Source organism: Paenochrobactrum pullorum, assembly GCF_041929845.1.
Lineage (GTDB): Bacteria > Pseudomonadota > Alphaproteobacteria > Rhizobiales > Rhizobiaceae > Paenochrobactrum > Paenochrobactrum pullorum.
This window is the reverse complement of sequence record NZ_JBHEEH010000001.1, coordinates 17,420-31,913: the sequence shown is the minus strand read 5'-3', so window position 1 is coordinate 31,913 and position 14,494 is coordinate 17,420. Positions and strand designations below refer to the sequence as shown.

Sequence of the window (14,494 nt, the reverse complement as noted above, 5' to 3'; positions counted from 1 at the left end):
ATTTATGCATTTTACTCGTCCTTCAATTTCCAGTGGTCTGCTTTGTGTTTTGACCGCGATCTATTTTTTATTATTTACCAACAAGACATTTTGGCCCCTGATTTTTGACTATTTTAATGGCCAGCCGCTGAAAGTGGCTGTCATGGCAGTGGCTTTGTTGTTGCTGCATATTGCCATTTTGGTTTTGTTTTCAGCACATTATGTCATTAAACCCTTTTTGATCTTTATGATTATGGTGGCCGCGGCCGGCTCATATTTTGCCGAGACATTCGGCACGATCATCACCCGAAATGTGGTTGAGGCAACCTTGACGACAACCGCCGGGGAATCTCGCAATCTGCTGACAGCAGGTTTTATTACGCACATGTTGCTATATGGCCTGCTTCCATCGGCTTTGATCGCATGGGTAAGGGTCATTCACCGGCCTATTTTAAATAAGATCATGATCAATACCCCAATCATCTTGGGCTGTGTGGCTGGTTTTGTTATTTTGATCGGCGCTGATTTTGGCGCTTATTCTTCGATGTATCGTATGCACCGCCATGATATTATGGGCTATCTGGTGCCCTATAAGCCCGTCGCAAGCACGATCGATTACTTTATTCGTGATTTAACCGAGCGCCAGATTGTCATGCAGCCGCTAGGTCAGGATGCCAAACAGGTACAAATGACATTACCGGCGGGTAAAAAAATGCTGACTGTTGTAGTGGTGGGCGAAACCGCAAGAGCACAAAATTTCAGTCTCAATGGTTATGAACGAGAAACTAATCCGGAATTGAAGAAACGTGATGTGCTCGCATTTACCAATACGACCAGCTGCGGCACGGAGACCTCTGTTTCGGTGCCTTGTATGTTCTCGCCATTTCCACGCACCGATTATTCCAGTGCTAAATTCAAGGCTTCAGAAAACCTGCTTGATGTGTTGCAGCATGCCGGTGTGAACGTTGAGTGGTGGGAAAACAATACCGGTGACAAAGGGGTTGCCGACAGGTCAAAGATGATTGATCTGCAAACTTCCAATGATCCGAAATATTGTGCGGGCGGTGAGTGTATTGATCAGATTCTATCGGATTATTTGCGTGACCATTTGGCAGAGTTCGAGGAAAATACGACGCTTGTTTTGCATATGACGGGTAGCCATGGCCCTGCCTATTATATGCGCTATCCGCCGGAAATCGCACAGTTCAAACCAGAGTGCCGCACGGCCGAGTTCTCGAAATGTGAGGATAGTCAGATCGTCAATTCTTATGACAATTCCATTCTTTATACGGATAAGGTTTTGTCGCAGATCATCGATATTCTTAAAGACAATGAAGACAAGTTTGTTTCGTCGATGATTTATATGTCCGATCACGGCGAATCACTGGGCGAGAATGGCCTTTATCTGCATGCAGCGCCTTATTTTATTGCACCCGATACGCAGACACATATTCCGTTCATTGCATGGTTTTCACCAGATTATCAGGCCGTGACGGGTATGGATTTGTCGTGTTTGCGGGCAAGTTCCGGCGAGGAGGCATCACATGACAATCTTTTTCATACGGTTTTGGGCATGATGAATGTGAAAACATCGGTTTATGATCAGTCACTTGATCGATTTGCAGCCTGCCGGAAACAGGCTGAACCTTAAACTTATTCAAGCCGTTTGATGATCCACTTTGTCATCAAACGGCTGTTTTGCTCATAATGGCTGTGCGGTCTCTTGCTCCAGGGATAAATATTCTTAAAAAAGTCATTTTAGTGCATGAAGTTTTGTCAGTGGTGATTGACCTGAGAGAGGGAAGCCGTTATATCCCTGACCGCTACCGAATAATAGTTCCCCGTTCTGGTTTACAGGACGTACCCTCGGTAGTTTAGAAATGTGCGGGTGTGGTGGAACTGGTAGACGCGCTGGATTCAAAATCCAGTTCCGAAAGGAGTGTCGGTTCGATTCCGACCACCCGCACCACTTTTCCCACTTAAAAATCCCCGTAACCTATTGATTTAACTCGATAATTTAAATCAACCAAAATACCCCTCTTGCAGGGCACATGATTTCTGTTACATTCTTTGTTACACAAAGGGCGGCAGAACATCATGGCAGCTAAAAAATCGAACTATAATGCTGATCGATATCTCCTCATAAGAGCAGGTAATTTTCATTACAAACGCCGCATACCAACAAGCGTCATCGCAATGGATGATCGAGGAGAGTTCGCTCAACAATCACTCAAAACAAGTGATCTGGCCGAAGCACGCGCAAAGCGCGATATTCTGGAACGGGCAGACGACGAATACTGGGCCGCCCTGATCCTTGGCGGCGATTGCGAAAGAGCGATAGATAAATATAATCAAGCCAGAAAAAGAGTGGAAGCTCTTGGCTTTACATATCGCCATCCAGCCGAAATTTCGACAGAACAAGTCGATACTATCCTGCGGCGCATAGAAACAGTCCTTAATGACCAAATGCCAAAGCCCGTCGTTCAAGCCGTGCTCGGCGGCGTGAAAAAACCCGCAATGTCAGTTCAAAAAGCGTTCGAACTATATCGGGATGAAATTGCAGCCCATGAGATTGCCGGTAAAAGTCCCGCTCAGCGCAAAAAATGGGAAAAGGTCAAACAACTCGCCGTTGATTATTTCACACAAGTTGTTGGTCAAAGAGCCATCGATGAGATCTCACGCGAAGATGCCCAGAAATTTTATCGTTATTGGATCGATCGTGTCGCGCCGGCTAAAGGTGTGGCAACGCATTCAGCCTCTATGGGCAACCGTGTCATCGGCAATATGCGGGTGCTTTATGATGCTTATTTTAAATATCTGGGCGATGACGGACGCGTAAATCCGTTTGCCAATTTAAGCTTCAACGAGCGCCAGAAAAACACGCGGCCGCCATTTGAAACTGAATGGATCCGCGACGTAATCATGAAGCCCGGGGCGCTTGCGAATATGAATGACCAAGGGCGCGGCGTTATTCTGGCAATGATCGAGACAGGGGCGCGTCCCAGCGAGCTTTGCAACCTGACCGCTGCCGAGATCGTGCTTGATCATGACGTGCCGCATCTCAAGATCGCGCCGCGTTTTGATCCGGATGACAAGCGGGAAATCAAAACACAATCTTCAATCCGCGATGTGCCTTTGGTTGGTGTGGCTCTGGAAGTTTTTAAAAAGCATCCAAATGGCTTCCCGCGTTATAAAGACCGTGAATCCAGCATGTCTGCGGCGTTGAATAAATATCTGCGTGAGCATGGTCTTCTGCCGTCTGAAAAGCACAAGGTTTATTCATTCCGGCACTCGTTTGAGGATCGTATGAAAGAGGCGGGCATTGATTCAGAGCTTCGTCGTATTTTGATGGGGCATACAGTTGACCGGCCAACTTATGGATCGGGCGGGGCGCTCAAATGGCGCCAGCAGGAACTGCTTAAAATTCAGCTGCCGTTCGAGCCTTCGATTGTTTGAACTGTATATGCTAATGAAATATACAGTTCATGCTTCTACTTTCCCTCGCCAGTCGCGGCATCAATTACAGATAAAAGTTGATTGGCCAGCATGCCCTTTAAGAGTTCTTCCATAATAGAAACGTCAATTGTGCCATTAGCTTCTGCTTCGTCTGCTGCTTCTAGTGCTGCGAAATAGCCGCTTCTATCTTCTTGGATCTGTTGTGGGATAGTCGGGCTGCCTGGGAGTTCCGATTTTAGAGCGACACAAAGAATTATATAGGAGAGCATTCTGCTTGTTCGTCCGTTTCCGTCTACGAATGGGTGAATCCAGTTATGTCTCCACATTATATACGCAGCTAAATGGAATGGTGATTTTTCATGTAGGTTATTGTTGATGTATTCGCACATCTCAATTACTAAATTTTTGACAAGGTGTGGCTCTGGAGGAATATGTTTAGATTTTGTTATTCCTACAGATGTTCCTCTGTATTGCCCTGGATTTTGAACTAGCTCTTTTACTGCGATCGCTTGCAACTCCAGAATCAAAGATTCTCGCAAAGAAAATGGAAAATGTGGATCAAGTGACTGTCGTATTACTTCGAGGCCATAATCAAATTGTTCAAACCCATTTTGGATTTCAAGCTGTTCAACAACAAGAGACATTTAGTTTTTACCTTATCGATTGCTAAAAAAAAAGCCGTGCAGATCGCACGGCTCTTATTTGTTGTTAAATCGATCAGCTAGCGGTCGCAGCTTGCTGGTCTACCATTTCTTTTGTTATTTTTTCATTTTCAAATGCAGTGTTACCGAACACAAAACTCCGGCGCTGTTCATCTTTGTGCTGCTCGGATACTGTGATCGCTTTAGCGAGCTCTATAAGCCTGGAAATGCTTTGTGTTGTCGTCATGATCGTACTCCTAATGTATCGATAAAATATATATGGTTTAATTAATGTCAATAATAGCCAGATGATAAATATAATATGTTGCAAAAACATATGCTTGGAAGATTTTGTGGTGACAATAGTATTGTTTTAGAGCTCTAGTGCTAATGAATTGGCCGTCATGTTGGTTAGCCTGAGCTTCATGATAACATATTAATGCAGAAAAATGTTCAAATGGCGGCAGCAGGAACTGCTTAAAATTCAGCTGCCATTCGAGCCTTCGATTGTTTGAGGCGTTCGCGTAGCTTGTTGAGCTGCCCTTCTTGTTCAAGAACTATTTCCCGCTCCTGCTCCAGTCGCTCATAAATAACCAAATATTGTAAGCCTTCTTGCCCATGCTCCAATATGATCTGGGCAAGTCTGTCCATTGCACGATCTATGCGCTCAAGTGTGACAGGGCGTGGTTTGATTTTTCTCATTCTCCACTTCCCGGTGCCAAGGCCGCGCGGCCAAAACCATATTTATCGGCCATATCAAACACCCATTCCGGTAATTCTGGTTGCCTTTTGTATTTTGACCGACGTTCACCAAACCAAAGACCAATAGCTGATAGATACATTTGTGCAGCTTCTGCCTTCGTCGGATTTTGCATTAAGTTTAATCGTGCGCTATCCAGTTCGACATGATCGTGAAGCTCAATAACACTCTCAAGCTTTTCAAAGTCGGCTCTTACTTCTGCGTATGCTAACTTCATCGCTCGCCCCCTTGCGCCAAGGCGCCGCGGCCTGATTTAAGAATGCGGATGCGTCGAATAGCTTCTGTTGTGCTTATATCGCTCGAAAGTAGGTAGTCGTAACTCTCTATAATCATCGCTGCCGTGTATCTTACTTCTTCACAATTATCGTATCTTACGCGCCATATTACACCCCCATCATTGAAAGACTGGGGGTTTACGATGGTGGCAATTGCACCACCACCAAGGTCAACCTGTGCTGTCAGCTTCATCGTCCTGCCACCGTGGTCGGGGCGGCGGGTAAAGATGCAATCGCTTCTTTACGTTCTGTTGCCGCCGCAATTGCTTCCTCTTCGGTTTCGAAGTTCAATACCTCGTCGTCGTCATCGCTTGGATCAAGTGTAGGGGCGCGAAACACATATCTGCTATCGCCCCTGTAACTTGAGTGAACTAGGTGTATCGAATATTCAGGATGGTTTACGATTGCTTCGTAAGCTGTATCGCCATTATCATCCGGATCATTATCTCGGTAATACCAGTCGGCGTTAGCGAAGCCTGCCTGTGCTGGGTCGGCAGATGGGGCGCGGATGGCATCACGGGCATATGATTTTACAAGCTTCTCGTGAGTTTGCGCACTCATAGCGGGGTAGTATTCATAAAGCTCGTCTGGCAGCTCAGGTAGCCGCCCTTTAGATCCACGCACCGCCGCCGCATCAGTTTTCGACAAGTTTGCAGGTGCTGATAGCTTTTCACTCGCAGAATCTCTGTTCACGTCAAGGTAGTGATGGAGTGTATGCAAAAGCCATTTCGCTTCTTTCTTCTGCATCTGTATTCGAAGAATTTCGCCGCCCTGTGCGTTGAAGGAGAGTGAGATTAATTCTCTTTCTTTTGGCCAGGTGGAGCCACGTCCTGTCACTGGCTGCCCAAAGCGTCTGATATTTTCTTCTTGGCTGATCATGCCCGCACCGCCTTAACTGCGTTTTTGCGAGCAAGGCTGGCGGCGGCTGCTGCGAAGCGCATAATTGCGCAATCGCTAAAACCGTGCAGCTTCAAGTTTTCAGGTGTCACCGCTTCTCCGGCTGCTGCCATGTCTTGCATGGTCGCGGCCATTTCTTTGACCGTTAGCGCTTCGCTAGCCTGCAGTGTGATGGCTGCTTGTTGGGCGGGTTTGATGCTTTGATAAATGATCATGATACACTCCAATTGAGAAGGTTGGTGCGTTAAAATCAGCACATCTGATTGTTACCAACTCGAATGTATATGATGTTTCTATAATCGCTACAGTTAGTCAAGTCATTTGTAGCTATTAACGCTACAAAATAAAAAACGAGCCCCGCAAAGGACGGGACTCGTTTGTAATTAGCCTTTGAACCTAGACTAAAGTTTAGCCGTATTTGAGTGCTGTAGCTTTGATACGATCGGAATAATCGTACATCTGATCAAGGCTTTCAATCACAAGCCTTTCTTCAGTCTCTCCATCAAATAATCCAATGTATTTTGTTGTCCTATTAAAGTGTAGGCGAATTAATGGCTTGCGGTTGTTGTCGTCTAGCAGAACTGCACAGTAAGATTTCGCATCGCGCATAATGACACGATTGGCGCTCACAGCTTCGCGCACTATGGCTTTGACGATCATATAACCTTCAATTTCTTCTTCCGTTGTCACAATGTCAGACGTTGTTTCTATAGGTTGGTCGTTATTGGTAACTGGTTTTGGGTCTGCCTCTGCTAGGGCATTGGTTAGGCGGTTTTTAACGGCATCCATAATGACTTCACGAAAAGCTGTCTTGGTCACATCTGTAAGCATTTCGCGAACTGGAGCAGTTAATCTACCTTCGTAAATGCTTGCAGAAACGATTCGAACAAAATCGTCTGTCGGGTTCTCGATTAATTTGTAAATTGCTTGCTTAATGCCCGAAGTATATTTGAGGCGCTCTGCCGTTGCTAAAATATTTTCTTCATTAAAGCTATTTTTTTCAAACTTTTTCAATTCTGATAAAATTGATGAGTTGTAGTCTAGTGCGTCAAAGACAAAGAATGGTCGCGTATCCAGCCTATTTGGGGACTCTAAGTCTGTGTAGAAATTGAATTTTTGCCCATTTGTTAGGATCGCAAATTTAGCGTTCGTTACACTAAAATAACGATATAGTTGATCAAGATGTTTCTTCTCAAGTGTTACTGATATTGGTTTGCACTCTATCAGAATTCTGATGTCGTTATCTATTTTTACCGCGTAATCAACTTTTTCGCCTTTTTTTCCGACTGCGTCCGCGGTGAACTCTGGTATTACCTCACTAGGATCAAAAACATCATAACCCAATGCACGTAAAAAAGGTAAGACAACCGCAGTTTTTACTGCTTCCTCAGTGAGTAGTGTGTCGGCATGGGTTTTTACTCGCTCTGAAATGCTACGTAAGCTTTCATCGATACTGCTCATGTTTCTCCCCCTTTAGTGAATGGCCTACCTTGGTTTAATCCAATCGATAGGTGCTGCCCATTCAACTTCTATATTAGTTATATCGGCTACTGTTGGATTTAAGCTTTGAAGTGTCCAGGTTCCGTCATGGTCACCTTTACGCAGTACTTTGACAAAGATTCTTTGATCTACCAGTTGTACTACGCAGCGGCGATTAATCATCTCGGCTGGTGGTAATAGCTTGGAATAATATAATAGGGTTCCTGCTTCATATGCAGGAAACATGGAGTCGCCAGCAACTTCTACCGCTACCGTATTGGGCTTGGATTCGGCTGGTGCTTCTACATATTCTTGGTCGCCATTATCAATTGCTTCAATAATAGCTCCAGCGCCTACACGGCCTTTTAGGGGGACTTGTATTTCTTTTGGGGCAGTCAAGCCAGTGATAGCTTCAATGGTTAAAAGCTCGTCACCATTTATGCCTCTTTTGCCTGTCAGCATTTTATTTACGGCTGCGCGATCAATCGACCGGTTTAACCTCTCGGTTAACAGGCGTGATAGTTCCGACTGTGATATATCTGTTTGTTCAAGTGCTGAACGTAGCCAATCTGACAACATGTCATAGCCATAACTTATAGAGCTTGTCACGTCACTTTCCATGATCGCTACATTAAACCTTGCATTTGTATCTAAAATCGCTACATGTGTGGTATGGAACCAGCTAAAACAATCATTCTTTGTCTTGGTGGCTCGTCGTCGGTAGCGGCGATTGTTGGTGTTCATCGTACGCGTGTTTGGAATTGGATGAGGCCGAAGGAAAAAGGCGGTACGGGAGGTGTCATTCCTTTTAAGCACGCTCCTTTACTTATTGCTGTCGCACATCAGCGTGGAATCGATTTAACTGCTGACGATTTTTTGCCACCAATCACCCTTGAAATTCAGGATGATGTTTCTCTTACGAAATTGAATGAGGAGGGTGTGAATGGCAGCATTTAAGCGATGTAGGCATTCGTCAGACCCTCCGTTGGTCGCAGATTAATTCTCAAATTTCATCAAACTAAGTGCCTCGAATTTCGGGGCTTGCACTGGCTTGCCCCAGAACGGGAAAGCTGTGCCGTTTTTTTAGGTGCCTCCTATGATTCAAGTGAAAAACACCAGCCTGAAAGACCACATTTTTCATAGCTCTCATTTGAGCAAGCAGGATTCTGCTTGTCACGGAAACGATGTGATCAATGTTTTCTGTGATGCCTTAAGCTCCAGTGCAGGTGCCCATTATGAGTAATCTGCGCCCGACAAATGAACAACAGCGCCGCCAGTTAAAAGCTGTCGTTCGCCGTTTGCTTGAAATGGCTGGCGGTGTTTCCAGTTTTGAGCATGTGACACGTGTGCAAGCACCGGCGCTTTCAAAATATGGCTCGCTGGATGATGCGGCGGCGCATATGCCGATCGATATCGCAATGGATTTGATGTTGGACACACGTTCCAACGGCATTTTGTCTGCTATGGCCGCAATGCTTGGGTTTAAACTTGTGGCACTGGATGCTGACGGGCAGGGCGAAAACCTACCGGACATTACCGATGTTGCTTCACTTTTGTGTGGAATTAGCCAGCTCGTTAAAGCTGTCTCAAACTCTGTTGCCGATGGTGTGATTACGCCTGAAGAAGAGCGGATTATCTCCGGTAAAATGGAAAAATCCATACAGGAAATCCGTGCTTTGCAGCGCCGGGTTAAGGCCGCTGTGAAGGGCGGTGCGGCATGAGTGAGCCACAGTTTTTGTCCGCACGATGTGATGAATGTCACGGAAAATCTCAAACTCAATATTTACTTATCATCTGGCGCATTCTCCCTCGGCAGATGATTGCCCGCTTTCGCGTTTTGGTTCTCGAACGCGAAGGCGGGTTTGCATTTGCTCAATTATCTAACGAAAGGAATGCGAAATGTCGCCAATCAATAAGCTTGAAAGCATTGAAGTTATCAATGGCAAAGCGGATGCTGAAGTTGGCGTGCGGGTCAAAACGCTTGATTTCAGCCAGCTCATTGCTGGATGCGTCAAGCGAGCTATTGCGCGGCAGCAAGCAAGGCGAAAGCGCTGGGAAGCCATGGGATGGGATACTAATCGAGAGCGCCACGGCTCGAGCGATTGAAGGCTTTAAAAGATGCCGCCCAGTCTTCAACTCCTCTAAAGTTTTCAGCAACTTCACGGGCTATTTCGACGCTGCTTTGAAGGTCGACGTCATTTGTTTCTTTAGCGACTTCGGCCAGTTTATCAGCATATTCGCCAATTGTCCGATGAATAAACTCCCTCTGCTCGTTCGTCATTGTGGCAATGGTGATGCACAGTGCTTGCTGCAAAAACTGGTTGATAGCGAGCGTATAGCAGAAGGTTTGCCACCTTTGCGGAGGGCTTACGTATGATGCACTTCATTCGTGGAAACTCCGACATAGTGCTTGGCTGCTTAATTGCGCTCGTCTGTGCGTCACCATTTTTCATCATCATCTGGCTGGCAGAAAGGCACTGATATGCATCAACCTTCCGTCATTCTGAATTTGAAACTGACAGATCGGGTTTCAAGGCGTTTGAACTTAAGTGCCAAACGGCTTGGCTACAGCCCGCGTGAATATGCACAGCTGTTGTTTGAGGCGGCCTTTGCAGCGCGTATTGGTCAAGAACGCGACATCCCGCCATCCGATGCTGAATTGGATGAACAGGTGAAGTGCGTCCTGCTTTTGGCAGGCAAAACCGACACCGCCAGTATGGCAAAAGCGACGGGTATTCCTGAAGCCAGATGCGCGGCAATATTGGAAGCCGTGCGTCGGCATAAACGCGGGAGAGCAAACAAATGACGCTTTATCCTGCGCATCCGCTGGCCGATATTTTTCCGATGCTTGATGAAGTCAATTTACGCACATTGAGCCTCGACATTAAAGAAAACGGACAATTTGAACCTATCCTTTTGCTGGATGGCAAAGTGCTGGACGGACGCAACCGGCAGGCGGCATGTGCGCTTGCAGGTGTCGAGCCGGTTTATGAGCAATTTTCCCTTGATGATCCGCTGTCTTTCGTTTTGTCAAAAAACCTGCACCGCAGGCATCTAACTGAATCTCAACGAGCGATGGCCGCTGCTTTAATCGTAGATTGGGAACGTGGAATTAATCAAAATACAGGTGGGTCAGCAAATTTGCCGACCCGCCGAGCGGCAGAAAAGCTAACAATTTCAGAGCGTGCGGTAACAGCCGCTCGACGTGTAAGAGATCATGGCTCATCAGAGTTAATTGAAGCTATCCGTCAAGGAAAAGTGTCTATTCACGCCGGTGAAGCACTTTCAGAGCTTGAACATGCAGAGCAAACAAAAGTTCTGCGGCAGGAAAAGAAGGCTATTTTATCCGCGGCCAAGCATATCCGCGCCGAGCAAGCCAAAGTGCGTCATGCGGTGCGTTTGACCAAGATGGAAATCGTGGCAGAGCGCGGACGGCAGACGGCATCAACTTCTGAAGCGCTTATTTATCCGGTTTATTATGCTGATCCGCCTTGGCGCTTTGGTGTGCATTCGGAAGTGACTGGGCGCGAAAAGTCGGCCGAAAACCATTATCCGACAATGCCAACGCCTGAAATTATTGAGCTTATGCAAAAACTGATTGGCGGCAATCACCCGGCTGTGTTCTTTTGCTGGGCAACCAACCCGATGTTGCTTGATGCTTTGCAGGTGATGGAAGCTTGCGGCTTCACATACGTTCATCACTGGATTTGGGACAAGGTTGTCGTTGGCACGGGCTATTGGGGCAGGGATTGCCATGAGCTTTTGCTGATCGGACGGCGTGGCGATGTGGCCGCGCCTTTGGCCGGAAAACAACCAAATACGGTTTACAGCGAGCGCAAGACGGATCATTCGGTGAAGCCTGATTATTTCGCTGAGCAGATCGAGCGGCTTTTTCCGGACATTGCCAAGGTTGAATTGTTTTGTCGTCGTCCGCGCAAAGGTTGGGACGCATGGGGCTTTGAGGCCACGCAGCCGGTTGAGCCGGACGAAGAAACGATTGACGAGCCAGATCCGCATTATGATGCGGTTTGCGCGGTTTTTGCGCATAACAAAATGGCCTCGCCCAACATCATCAGCAAGCTTTCCCAAGTGCCATATGCGGATGTGTGCCGCGTGTTGGAGCAATTGGAAGCTCAAGGTCTGGTCAGTGCGCCAACCAGCTCCGGCAGGCGCAAGTGGATCGGAGGGCGCAATGTCTGACGAAGGTAAAGAGTTGCGCAGAATTCGTAATAAGCTTTCAGCCTTGAGCGGCGCGCAATGGTTTTTGGCGGCGGATGATATCGGCAATTTTGTCGAGGCCAAAACTGCTCAAGGTGACGTGGTGGAAGTGGCACGGTTTCACAAAGGCGCAACGCCTGAAGAAATCGAATTCTTCGCCAATGCGCCATATATCGCAATGTTTTTGCTTGGGCTGGTTGATCGGGCGATTGCGAGCGTTAAGTGCGGCCAGTCAGCGCGTGCAAATAAACCTGCACAGCATGATCCGCGCAATTATGCGGCGGAAGCGTCCATGAAGTGCGGTGAGCCTGCATTCAAGCTTTACATCCACGAAAAGCACGGGCTGGAAAAGCCGCTCACCGATGATCGGGTGGCGGTCAAACTGCGCTCGTTGCTCGGTGTGTCATCACGCAAAGCACTCAATAGTGATCCGCAAGCGGCAGAGCGCTGGCGCTCGCTTCGTGCCGGTTACACAGCATGGCGGAGGGCATCACGATGAGCGATCCGGTCAATAATCCTAAGCATTATAACAGCCATCCGTCTGGCGTGGAATGCATCACTATCACTGAGCATATGGGCTTCAATCTTGGCAATGCCATGAAATATATCTGGCGGGCAGATCTTAAAAACGATGCCATGGAAGATCTGAAAAAAGCACATTGGTATATCGAGCGCGAATTGGCTTTGCGGGCACGAGAGGGCGACCGGCCCAACCCTGTATATGAGGGAAAGGAGGTGGCGGAATGAAAGAGGAAGCCACCATCAGAAGAGGTGTACGCAATGCACGCTACGCGGCCATACCGAACCATGTCTTTGAGGATGTGCGGTTGAGTATGGAAGCAAGGTGGTTGCTTGGTTACCTTTTGTCAAAGCCGGATAATTGGACTGTCGTCTTGCGTGACATCATGAATAAAGGCTCATGCGGGCGCGATAAGGCGCGCCGGATTGTTGCCGAGCTGGTCGAGACTGGTTATGCGGAAAAAGAGCAGGCGCGGGAAGGTGGACGTTTCAGCGCATTATCTTTGGTTATCTATGATGAGCCGATTAGGTCGGCTGTAGTTGAGCCGCAAACCGACTGCGCTGTGATGGATGAAAGTGTTGCATTTCTACCGCAGACTGAAAAACCGTCGACGGTGAATCCGTCAACGGAAAAACCGGCGCCGGTAAATCCCCCCCTAGTAATAACTGATAATCTAGAAAATACTGATCATAAGAAAGAAAAAAAAGCGCGCGAAAGCGAAAGTTCGAAAAAGAGTTTAGAGCAGGATAGTGTCTCCGCTGAGGATGATCCAAAAACCGCGGCGTTCGAGAAGAGGGTTATCCGGTTCTTGAACGGAGTTGGCTATGATGCTGGGATCTGGCCAAAATGGGATCACCAAACTACTTTGGCTTGGATCAAGGGGCATTTTGCTGGGCTTATACCGGCTGAGCGCAAAGAGGCTGAGCGTTGGCGTGATGCTTATTTGCTGAATGCTGCCGAGCGCAAAGTAAAACCCCAAGGAGCAGGGATATTCTTCCGAGATCGGCTTTGGAATGCGCTTAATCCGGCAATTCTGGATCGTTTGGAGGATGCCAAGGCGGCAGACGCTTCGAAAACAAACAAGCCTGATGGTTGGGCTGCTTGTTTCGGGCCGGTTGGTATGGCGCGTTTGTTCGGTCATTTCTACGAAGGCGCGGCTGATGAGGCGCTGGCGAGCAAGACTTTCCTGCCAAATGCTCTGTTTGCCAAAGCTTGGCCAAAGGTGATGCAGTTCCGCATGGTGCAGCAGCAAAAGGGCGGGGCGGTGTTTGGTCAACTTTGGCAAGAACTTGCTCATTTATTCGAACCTGTGCCGCAAGGCACTGAAGGCTTGGATGCATGGAAGCGTGAGTTTAAACGGCGTAATTGGCCTTGGTTGTCCGAGTTTGACCGTTTGCCGGTGGTTTATTGCCCGAAGGGTGGCGTGGCTGGATTGGCTGCATTTGAAACAAAGCTTGCAGAGGTGAAACAAGATGCTGCTCAATGATATCGAACGCTCTGCACTTGAAGCCAAGATCAATCAGCATCCAAAGGTGATGATGTTGGCGGCTGAGAAAGAAAGACGGCGCCGTGAAATTGCAGCAGCAGCTGTGCGGCTTGATTCGGACGCACCGTGGATTGCAGCCCGTGTGATGTCCGGAAAAGAGCTGATTCTGGAAAAAAAGCTCATTGAATGCGGAATTGAGTGCTTTGTGCCTGTGCGTAAAGGGGCAGAAAAGCGTCGCAATCATAAAAAAATTCCCGCTGAAATGATTCCGATGATGACAGGTTATGTGCTTATCCGCTGTCCAATATCCGGCGAAGCACTACACGGAATTCTTGGTTTTGAGCATGTGATCAATTTGGTCGGTGGAAATGAAAAACCGTACTTAGTCCAAACTGCAATGGTGAAGCTTATCAAGGGCAAGGCACAATCTGGTGCCTATGATTGGGATAAGGAAAGCACAATTCAACTCAATCGCGGCATGCGTGTCCGCATCATTGAAGGGCTGTTTGCCGGTGCTGTTGGGATGGTTGTTCAAGCGGGTAAAAAGGGTGATGCAGTGCTTGAGATTGAGTTTCTGGGTGGTTGTGTTCCTGCACTCATCCCTCTTGCAATGCTCGAAAACTTGTGACAGCTATTATGGCGGATGATCTGTTTAAGATAGTGAACCTCACTACACGGTAAAACGTGGGGCTATATGCCTGAGGTGTCCGCGCACAGACCCCGCCCTGACACTCTCAACTTTGAGAGATCGATTCAGGGCCAGTGCGTAAGCTATGTCTAGAC

19 protein-coding genes, 1 tRNA gene and 1 pseudogene are annotated in these 14,494 nt (G+C 47.5%); 12 read left to right on the top strand and 9 right to left on the bottom strand.

Going from position 1 to position 14,494, the window contains the following annotated elements; genetic code table 11:
* Positions 1-4 precede the first annotated feature (4 nt).
* The 3 genes from JNC77_RS00230 (at position 5) to JNC77_RS00220 (ending at position 3,435) form a co-directional block, all read left to right on the top strand.
* The gene (locus JNC77_RS00230) at positions 5-1,630 is read left to right on the top strand and encodes a phosphoethanolamine transferase (RefSeq protein WP_374828724.1); all 1,626 of its coding nucleotides are present in this window, start codon (positions 5-7) and stop codon (positions 1,628-1,630) included.
* A gap of 233 nt (positions 1,631-1,863) precedes the next feature.
* Positions 1,864-1,948, top strand: a tRNA-Leu gene (locus JNC77_RS00225).
* A gap of 128 nt (positions 1,949-2,076) precedes the next feature.
* On the top strand, positions 2,077-3,435 hold the full coding sequence (locus JNC77_RS00220; RefSeq protein WP_374828723.1) for a DUF6538 domain-containing protein: 1,359 nt from the start codon (positions 2,077-2,079) through the stop codon (positions 3,433-3,435).
* Between the two features lie 35 nt (positions 3,436-3,470).
* Here the strand turns inward: JNC77_RS00220 and JNC77_RS00215 are convergent, their stop codons facing one another.
* The 9 genes from JNC77_RS00215 to JNC77_RS00175 all read right to left on the bottom strand — a co-directional run bounded on the left by JNC77_RS00215 (position 3,471) and on the right by JNC77_RS00175 (position 8,108).
* Positions 3,471-4,079 carry a Fic family protein gene (locus JNC77_RS00215; protein WP_374828722.1) on the bottom strand — a complete coding sequence of 203 codons (609 nt, stop codon included), beginning with the start codon at positions 4,077-4,079 and terminating at the stop codon, positions 3,471-3,473.
* A gap of 73 nt (positions 4,080-4,152) precedes the next feature.
* The gene (locus JNC77_RS00210; protein ID WP_374828721.1) at positions 4,153-4,323 is read right to left on the bottom strand and encodes a hypothetical protein; all 171 of its coding nucleotides are present in this window, start codon (positions 4,321-4,323) and stop codon (positions 4,153-4,155) included.
* A gap of 230 nt (positions 4,324-4,553) precedes the next feature.
* Complete coding sequence (locus tag JNC77_RS00205) at positions 4,554-4,778, bottom strand: hypothetical protein (RefSeq protein WP_374828720.1); 225 nt, start codon at positions 4,776-4,778, stop codon at positions 4,554-4,556.
* Complete coding sequence (locus JNC77_RS00200; protein WP_374828719.1) at positions 4,775-5,053, bottom strand: hypothetical protein; 279 nt, start codon at positions 5,051-5,053, stop codon at positions 4,775-4,777. Before JNC77_RS00200 ends, JNC77_RS00205 begins: the two co-directional genes overlap by 4 nt.
* Positions 5,050-5,304, bottom strand: a complete 255-nt coding sequence (locus JNC77_RS00195; RefSeq protein WP_374828718.1) for a hypothetical protein — start codon at positions 5,302-5,304, stop codon at positions 5,050-5,052. The genes JNC77_RS00200 and JNC77_RS00195 overlap by 4 nt, the downstream gene beginning before the upstream one ends.
* Positions 5,301-5,990, bottom strand: coding sequence for a hypothetical protein (locus tag JNC77_RS00190; RefSeq protein ID WP_374828717.1), 690 nt, complete (start codon positions 5,988-5,990; stop codon positions 5,301-5,303). The genes JNC77_RS00195 and JNC77_RS00190 overlap by 4 nt, the downstream gene beginning before the upstream one ends.
* Entirely contained in the window at positions 5,987-6,223 is a 237-nt protein-coding gene (locus JNC77_RS00185; protein ID WP_374828716.1) for a hypothetical protein, read from the bottom strand. Before JNC77_RS00185 ends, JNC77_RS00190 begins: the two co-directional genes overlap by 4 nt.
* Positions 6,224-6,416: 193 nt before the next feature.
* Positions 6,417-7,469, bottom strand: coding sequence for a type I restriction endonuclease (locus tag JNC77_RS00180; RefSeq protein WP_374828715.1), 1,053 nt, complete (start codon positions 7,467-7,469; stop codon positions 6,417-6,419).
* Positions 7,470-7,493: 24 nt separating this feature from the next.
* Positions 7,494-8,108, bottom strand: coding sequence for a LexA family transcriptional regulator (locus tag JNC77_RS00175; RefSeq protein WP_374828714.1), 615 nt, complete (start codon positions 8,106-8,108; stop codon positions 7,494-7,496).
* Positions 8,109-8,159: 51 nt separating this feature from the next.
* On the opposite strand from JNC77_RS00175, the gene JNC77_RS00170 reads away from it, so the two are divergent.
* The 9 genes and pseudogenes from JNC77_RS00170 (at position 8,160) to nusG (ending at position 14,339) form a co-directional block, all read left to right on the top strand.
* A complete protein-coding gene (locus tag JNC77_RS00170; RefSeq protein ID WP_374828713.1) occupies positions 8,160-8,444 on the top strand; it encodes a hypothetical protein in 285 nt (94 codons plus the stop codon).
* Positions 8,445-8,722: 278 nt separating this feature from the next.
* Entirely contained in the window at positions 8,723-9,208 is a 486-nt protein-coding gene (locus tag JNC77_RS00165; RefSeq protein ID WP_374828712.1) for a phage regulatory CII family protein, read from the top strand.
* Positions 9,205-9,864, top strand: a complete 660-nt coding sequence (locus JNC77_RS00160; protein ID WP_374828711.1) for a hypothetical protein — start codon at positions 9,205-9,207, stop codon at positions 9,862-9,864. The genes JNC77_RS00165 and JNC77_RS00160 overlap by 4 nt, the downstream gene beginning before the upstream one ends.
* A gap of 105 nt (positions 9,865-9,969) precedes the next feature.
* The gene (locus tag JNC77_RS00155; protein ID WP_374828710.1) at positions 9,970-10,293 is read left to right on the top strand and encodes a hypothetical protein; all 324 of its coding nucleotides are present in this window, start codon (positions 9,970-9,972) and stop codon (positions 10,291-10,293) included.
* Positions 10,290-11,453: pseudogene (locus JNC77_RS00150) on the top strand (MT-A70 family methyltransferase); the annotation flags it as partial. The gene JNC77_RS00155 and the pseudogene JNC77_RS00150, both read left to right, overlap by 4 nt.
* A gap of 226 nt (positions 11,454-11,679) precedes the next feature.
* On the top strand, positions 11,680-12,204 hold the full coding sequence (locus JNC77_RS00145; protein WP_374828709.1) for a hypothetical protein: 525 nt from the start codon (positions 11,680-11,682) through the stop codon (positions 12,202-12,204).
* Positions 12,201-12,452, top strand: coding sequence for a DUF3310 domain-containing protein (locus JNC77_RS00140; protein WP_374828708.1), 252 nt, complete (start codon positions 12,201-12,203; stop codon positions 12,450-12,452). The genes JNC77_RS00145 and JNC77_RS00140 overlap by 4 nt, the downstream gene beginning before the upstream one ends.
* The gene (locus tag JNC77_RS00135; RefSeq protein ID WP_374828707.1) at positions 12,449-13,711 is read left to right on the top strand and encodes a hypothetical protein; all 1,263 of its coding nucleotides are present in this window, start codon (positions 12,449-12,451) and stop codon (positions 13,709-13,711) included. Before JNC77_RS00140 ends, JNC77_RS00135 begins: the two co-directional genes overlap by 4 nt.
* On the top strand, positions 13,698-14,339 hold the full coding sequence (gene nusG, locus JNC77_RS00130) for a transcription termination/antitermination protein NusG (protein ID WP_374828706.1): 642 nt from the start codon (positions 13,698-13,700) through the stop codon (positions 14,337-14,339). The genes JNC77_RS00135 and nusG overlap by 14 nt, the downstream gene beginning before the upstream one ends.
* Positions 14,340-14,494: the final 155 nt, after the last annotated feature.

Excerpts from the sequence above, each read along its gene's own strand:
- JNC77_RS00230 (WP_374828724.1), top strand. The coding sequence starts at position 5 with ATGCATTTTACTCGTCCTTCAATTTCCAGTGGTCTGCTTTGTGTTTTG.
- JNC77_RS00220 (WP_374828723.1), top strand. The coding sequence starts at position 2,077 with ATGGCAGCTAAAAAATCGAACTATAATGCTGATCGATATCTCCTCATA.
- JNC77_RS00215 (WP_374828722.1), bottom strand. The coding sequence starts at position 4,079 with ATGTCTCTTGTTGTTGAACAGCTTGAAATCCAAAATGGGTTTGAACAA.
- JNC77_RS00210 (WP_374828721.1), bottom strand. The coding sequence starts at position 4,323 with ATGACGACAACACAAAGCATTTCCAGGCTTATAGAGCTCGCTAAAGCG.
- JNC77_RS00205 (WP_374828720.1), bottom strand. The coding sequence starts at position 4,778 with ATGAGAAAAATCAAACCACGCCCTGTCACACTTGAGCGCATAGATCGT.
- JNC77_RS00200 (WP_374828719.1), bottom strand. The coding sequence starts at position 5,053 with ATGAAGTTAGCATACGCAGAAGTAAGAGCCGACTTTGAAAAGCTTGAG.
- JNC77_RS00195 (WP_374828718.1), bottom strand. The coding sequence starts at position 5,304 with ATGAAGCTGACAGCACAGGTTGACCTTGGTGGTGGTGCAATTGCCACC.
- JNC77_RS00190 (WP_374828717.1), bottom strand. The coding sequence starts at position 5,990 with ATGATCAGCCAAGAAGAAAATATCAGACGCTTTGGGCAGCCAGTGACA.
- JNC77_RS00185 (WP_374828716.1), bottom strand. The coding sequence starts at position 6,223 with ATGATCATTTATCAAAGCATCAAACCCGCCCAACAAGCAGCCATCACA.
- JNC77_RS00180 (WP_374828715.1), bottom strand. The coding sequence starts at position 7,469 with ATGAGCAGTATCGATGAAAGCTTACGTAGCATTTCAGAGCGAGTAAAA.
- JNC77_RS00175 (WP_374828714.1), bottom strand. The coding sequence starts at position 8,108 with ATGGAAAGTGACGTGACAAGCTCTATAAGTTATGGCTATGACATGTTG.
- JNC77_RS00170 (WP_374828713.1), top strand. The coding sequence starts at position 8,160 with ATGGAACCAGCTAAAACAATCATTCTTTGTCTTGGTGGCTCGTCGTCG.
- JNC77_RS00165 (WP_374828712.1), top strand. The coding sequence starts at position 8,723 with ATGAGTAATCTGCGCCCGACAAATGAACAACAGCGCCGCCAGTTAAAA.
- JNC77_RS00160 (WP_374828711.1), top strand. The coding sequence starts at position 9,205 with ATGAGTGAGCCACAGTTTTTGTCCGCACGATGTGATGAATGTCACGGA.
- JNC77_RS00155 (WP_374828710.1), top strand. The coding sequence starts at position 9,970 with ATGCATCAACCTTCCGTCATTCTGAATTTGAAACTGACAGATCGGGTT.
- JNC77_RS00145 (WP_374828709.1), top strand. The coding sequence starts at position 11,680 with ATGTCTGACGAAGGTAAAGAGTTGCGCAGAATTCGTAATAAGCTTTCA.
- JNC77_RS00140 (WP_374828708.1), top strand. The coding sequence starts at position 12,201 with ATGAGCGATCCGGTCAATAATCCTAAGCATTATAACAGCCATCCGTCT.
- JNC77_RS00135 (WP_374828707.1), top strand. The coding sequence starts at position 12,449 with ATGAAAGAGGAAGCCACCATCAGAAGAGGTGTACGCAATGCACGCTAC.
- nusG (WP_374828706.1), top strand. The coding sequence starts at position 13,698 with ATGCTGCTCAATGATATCGAACGCTCTGCACTTGAAGCCAAGATCAAT.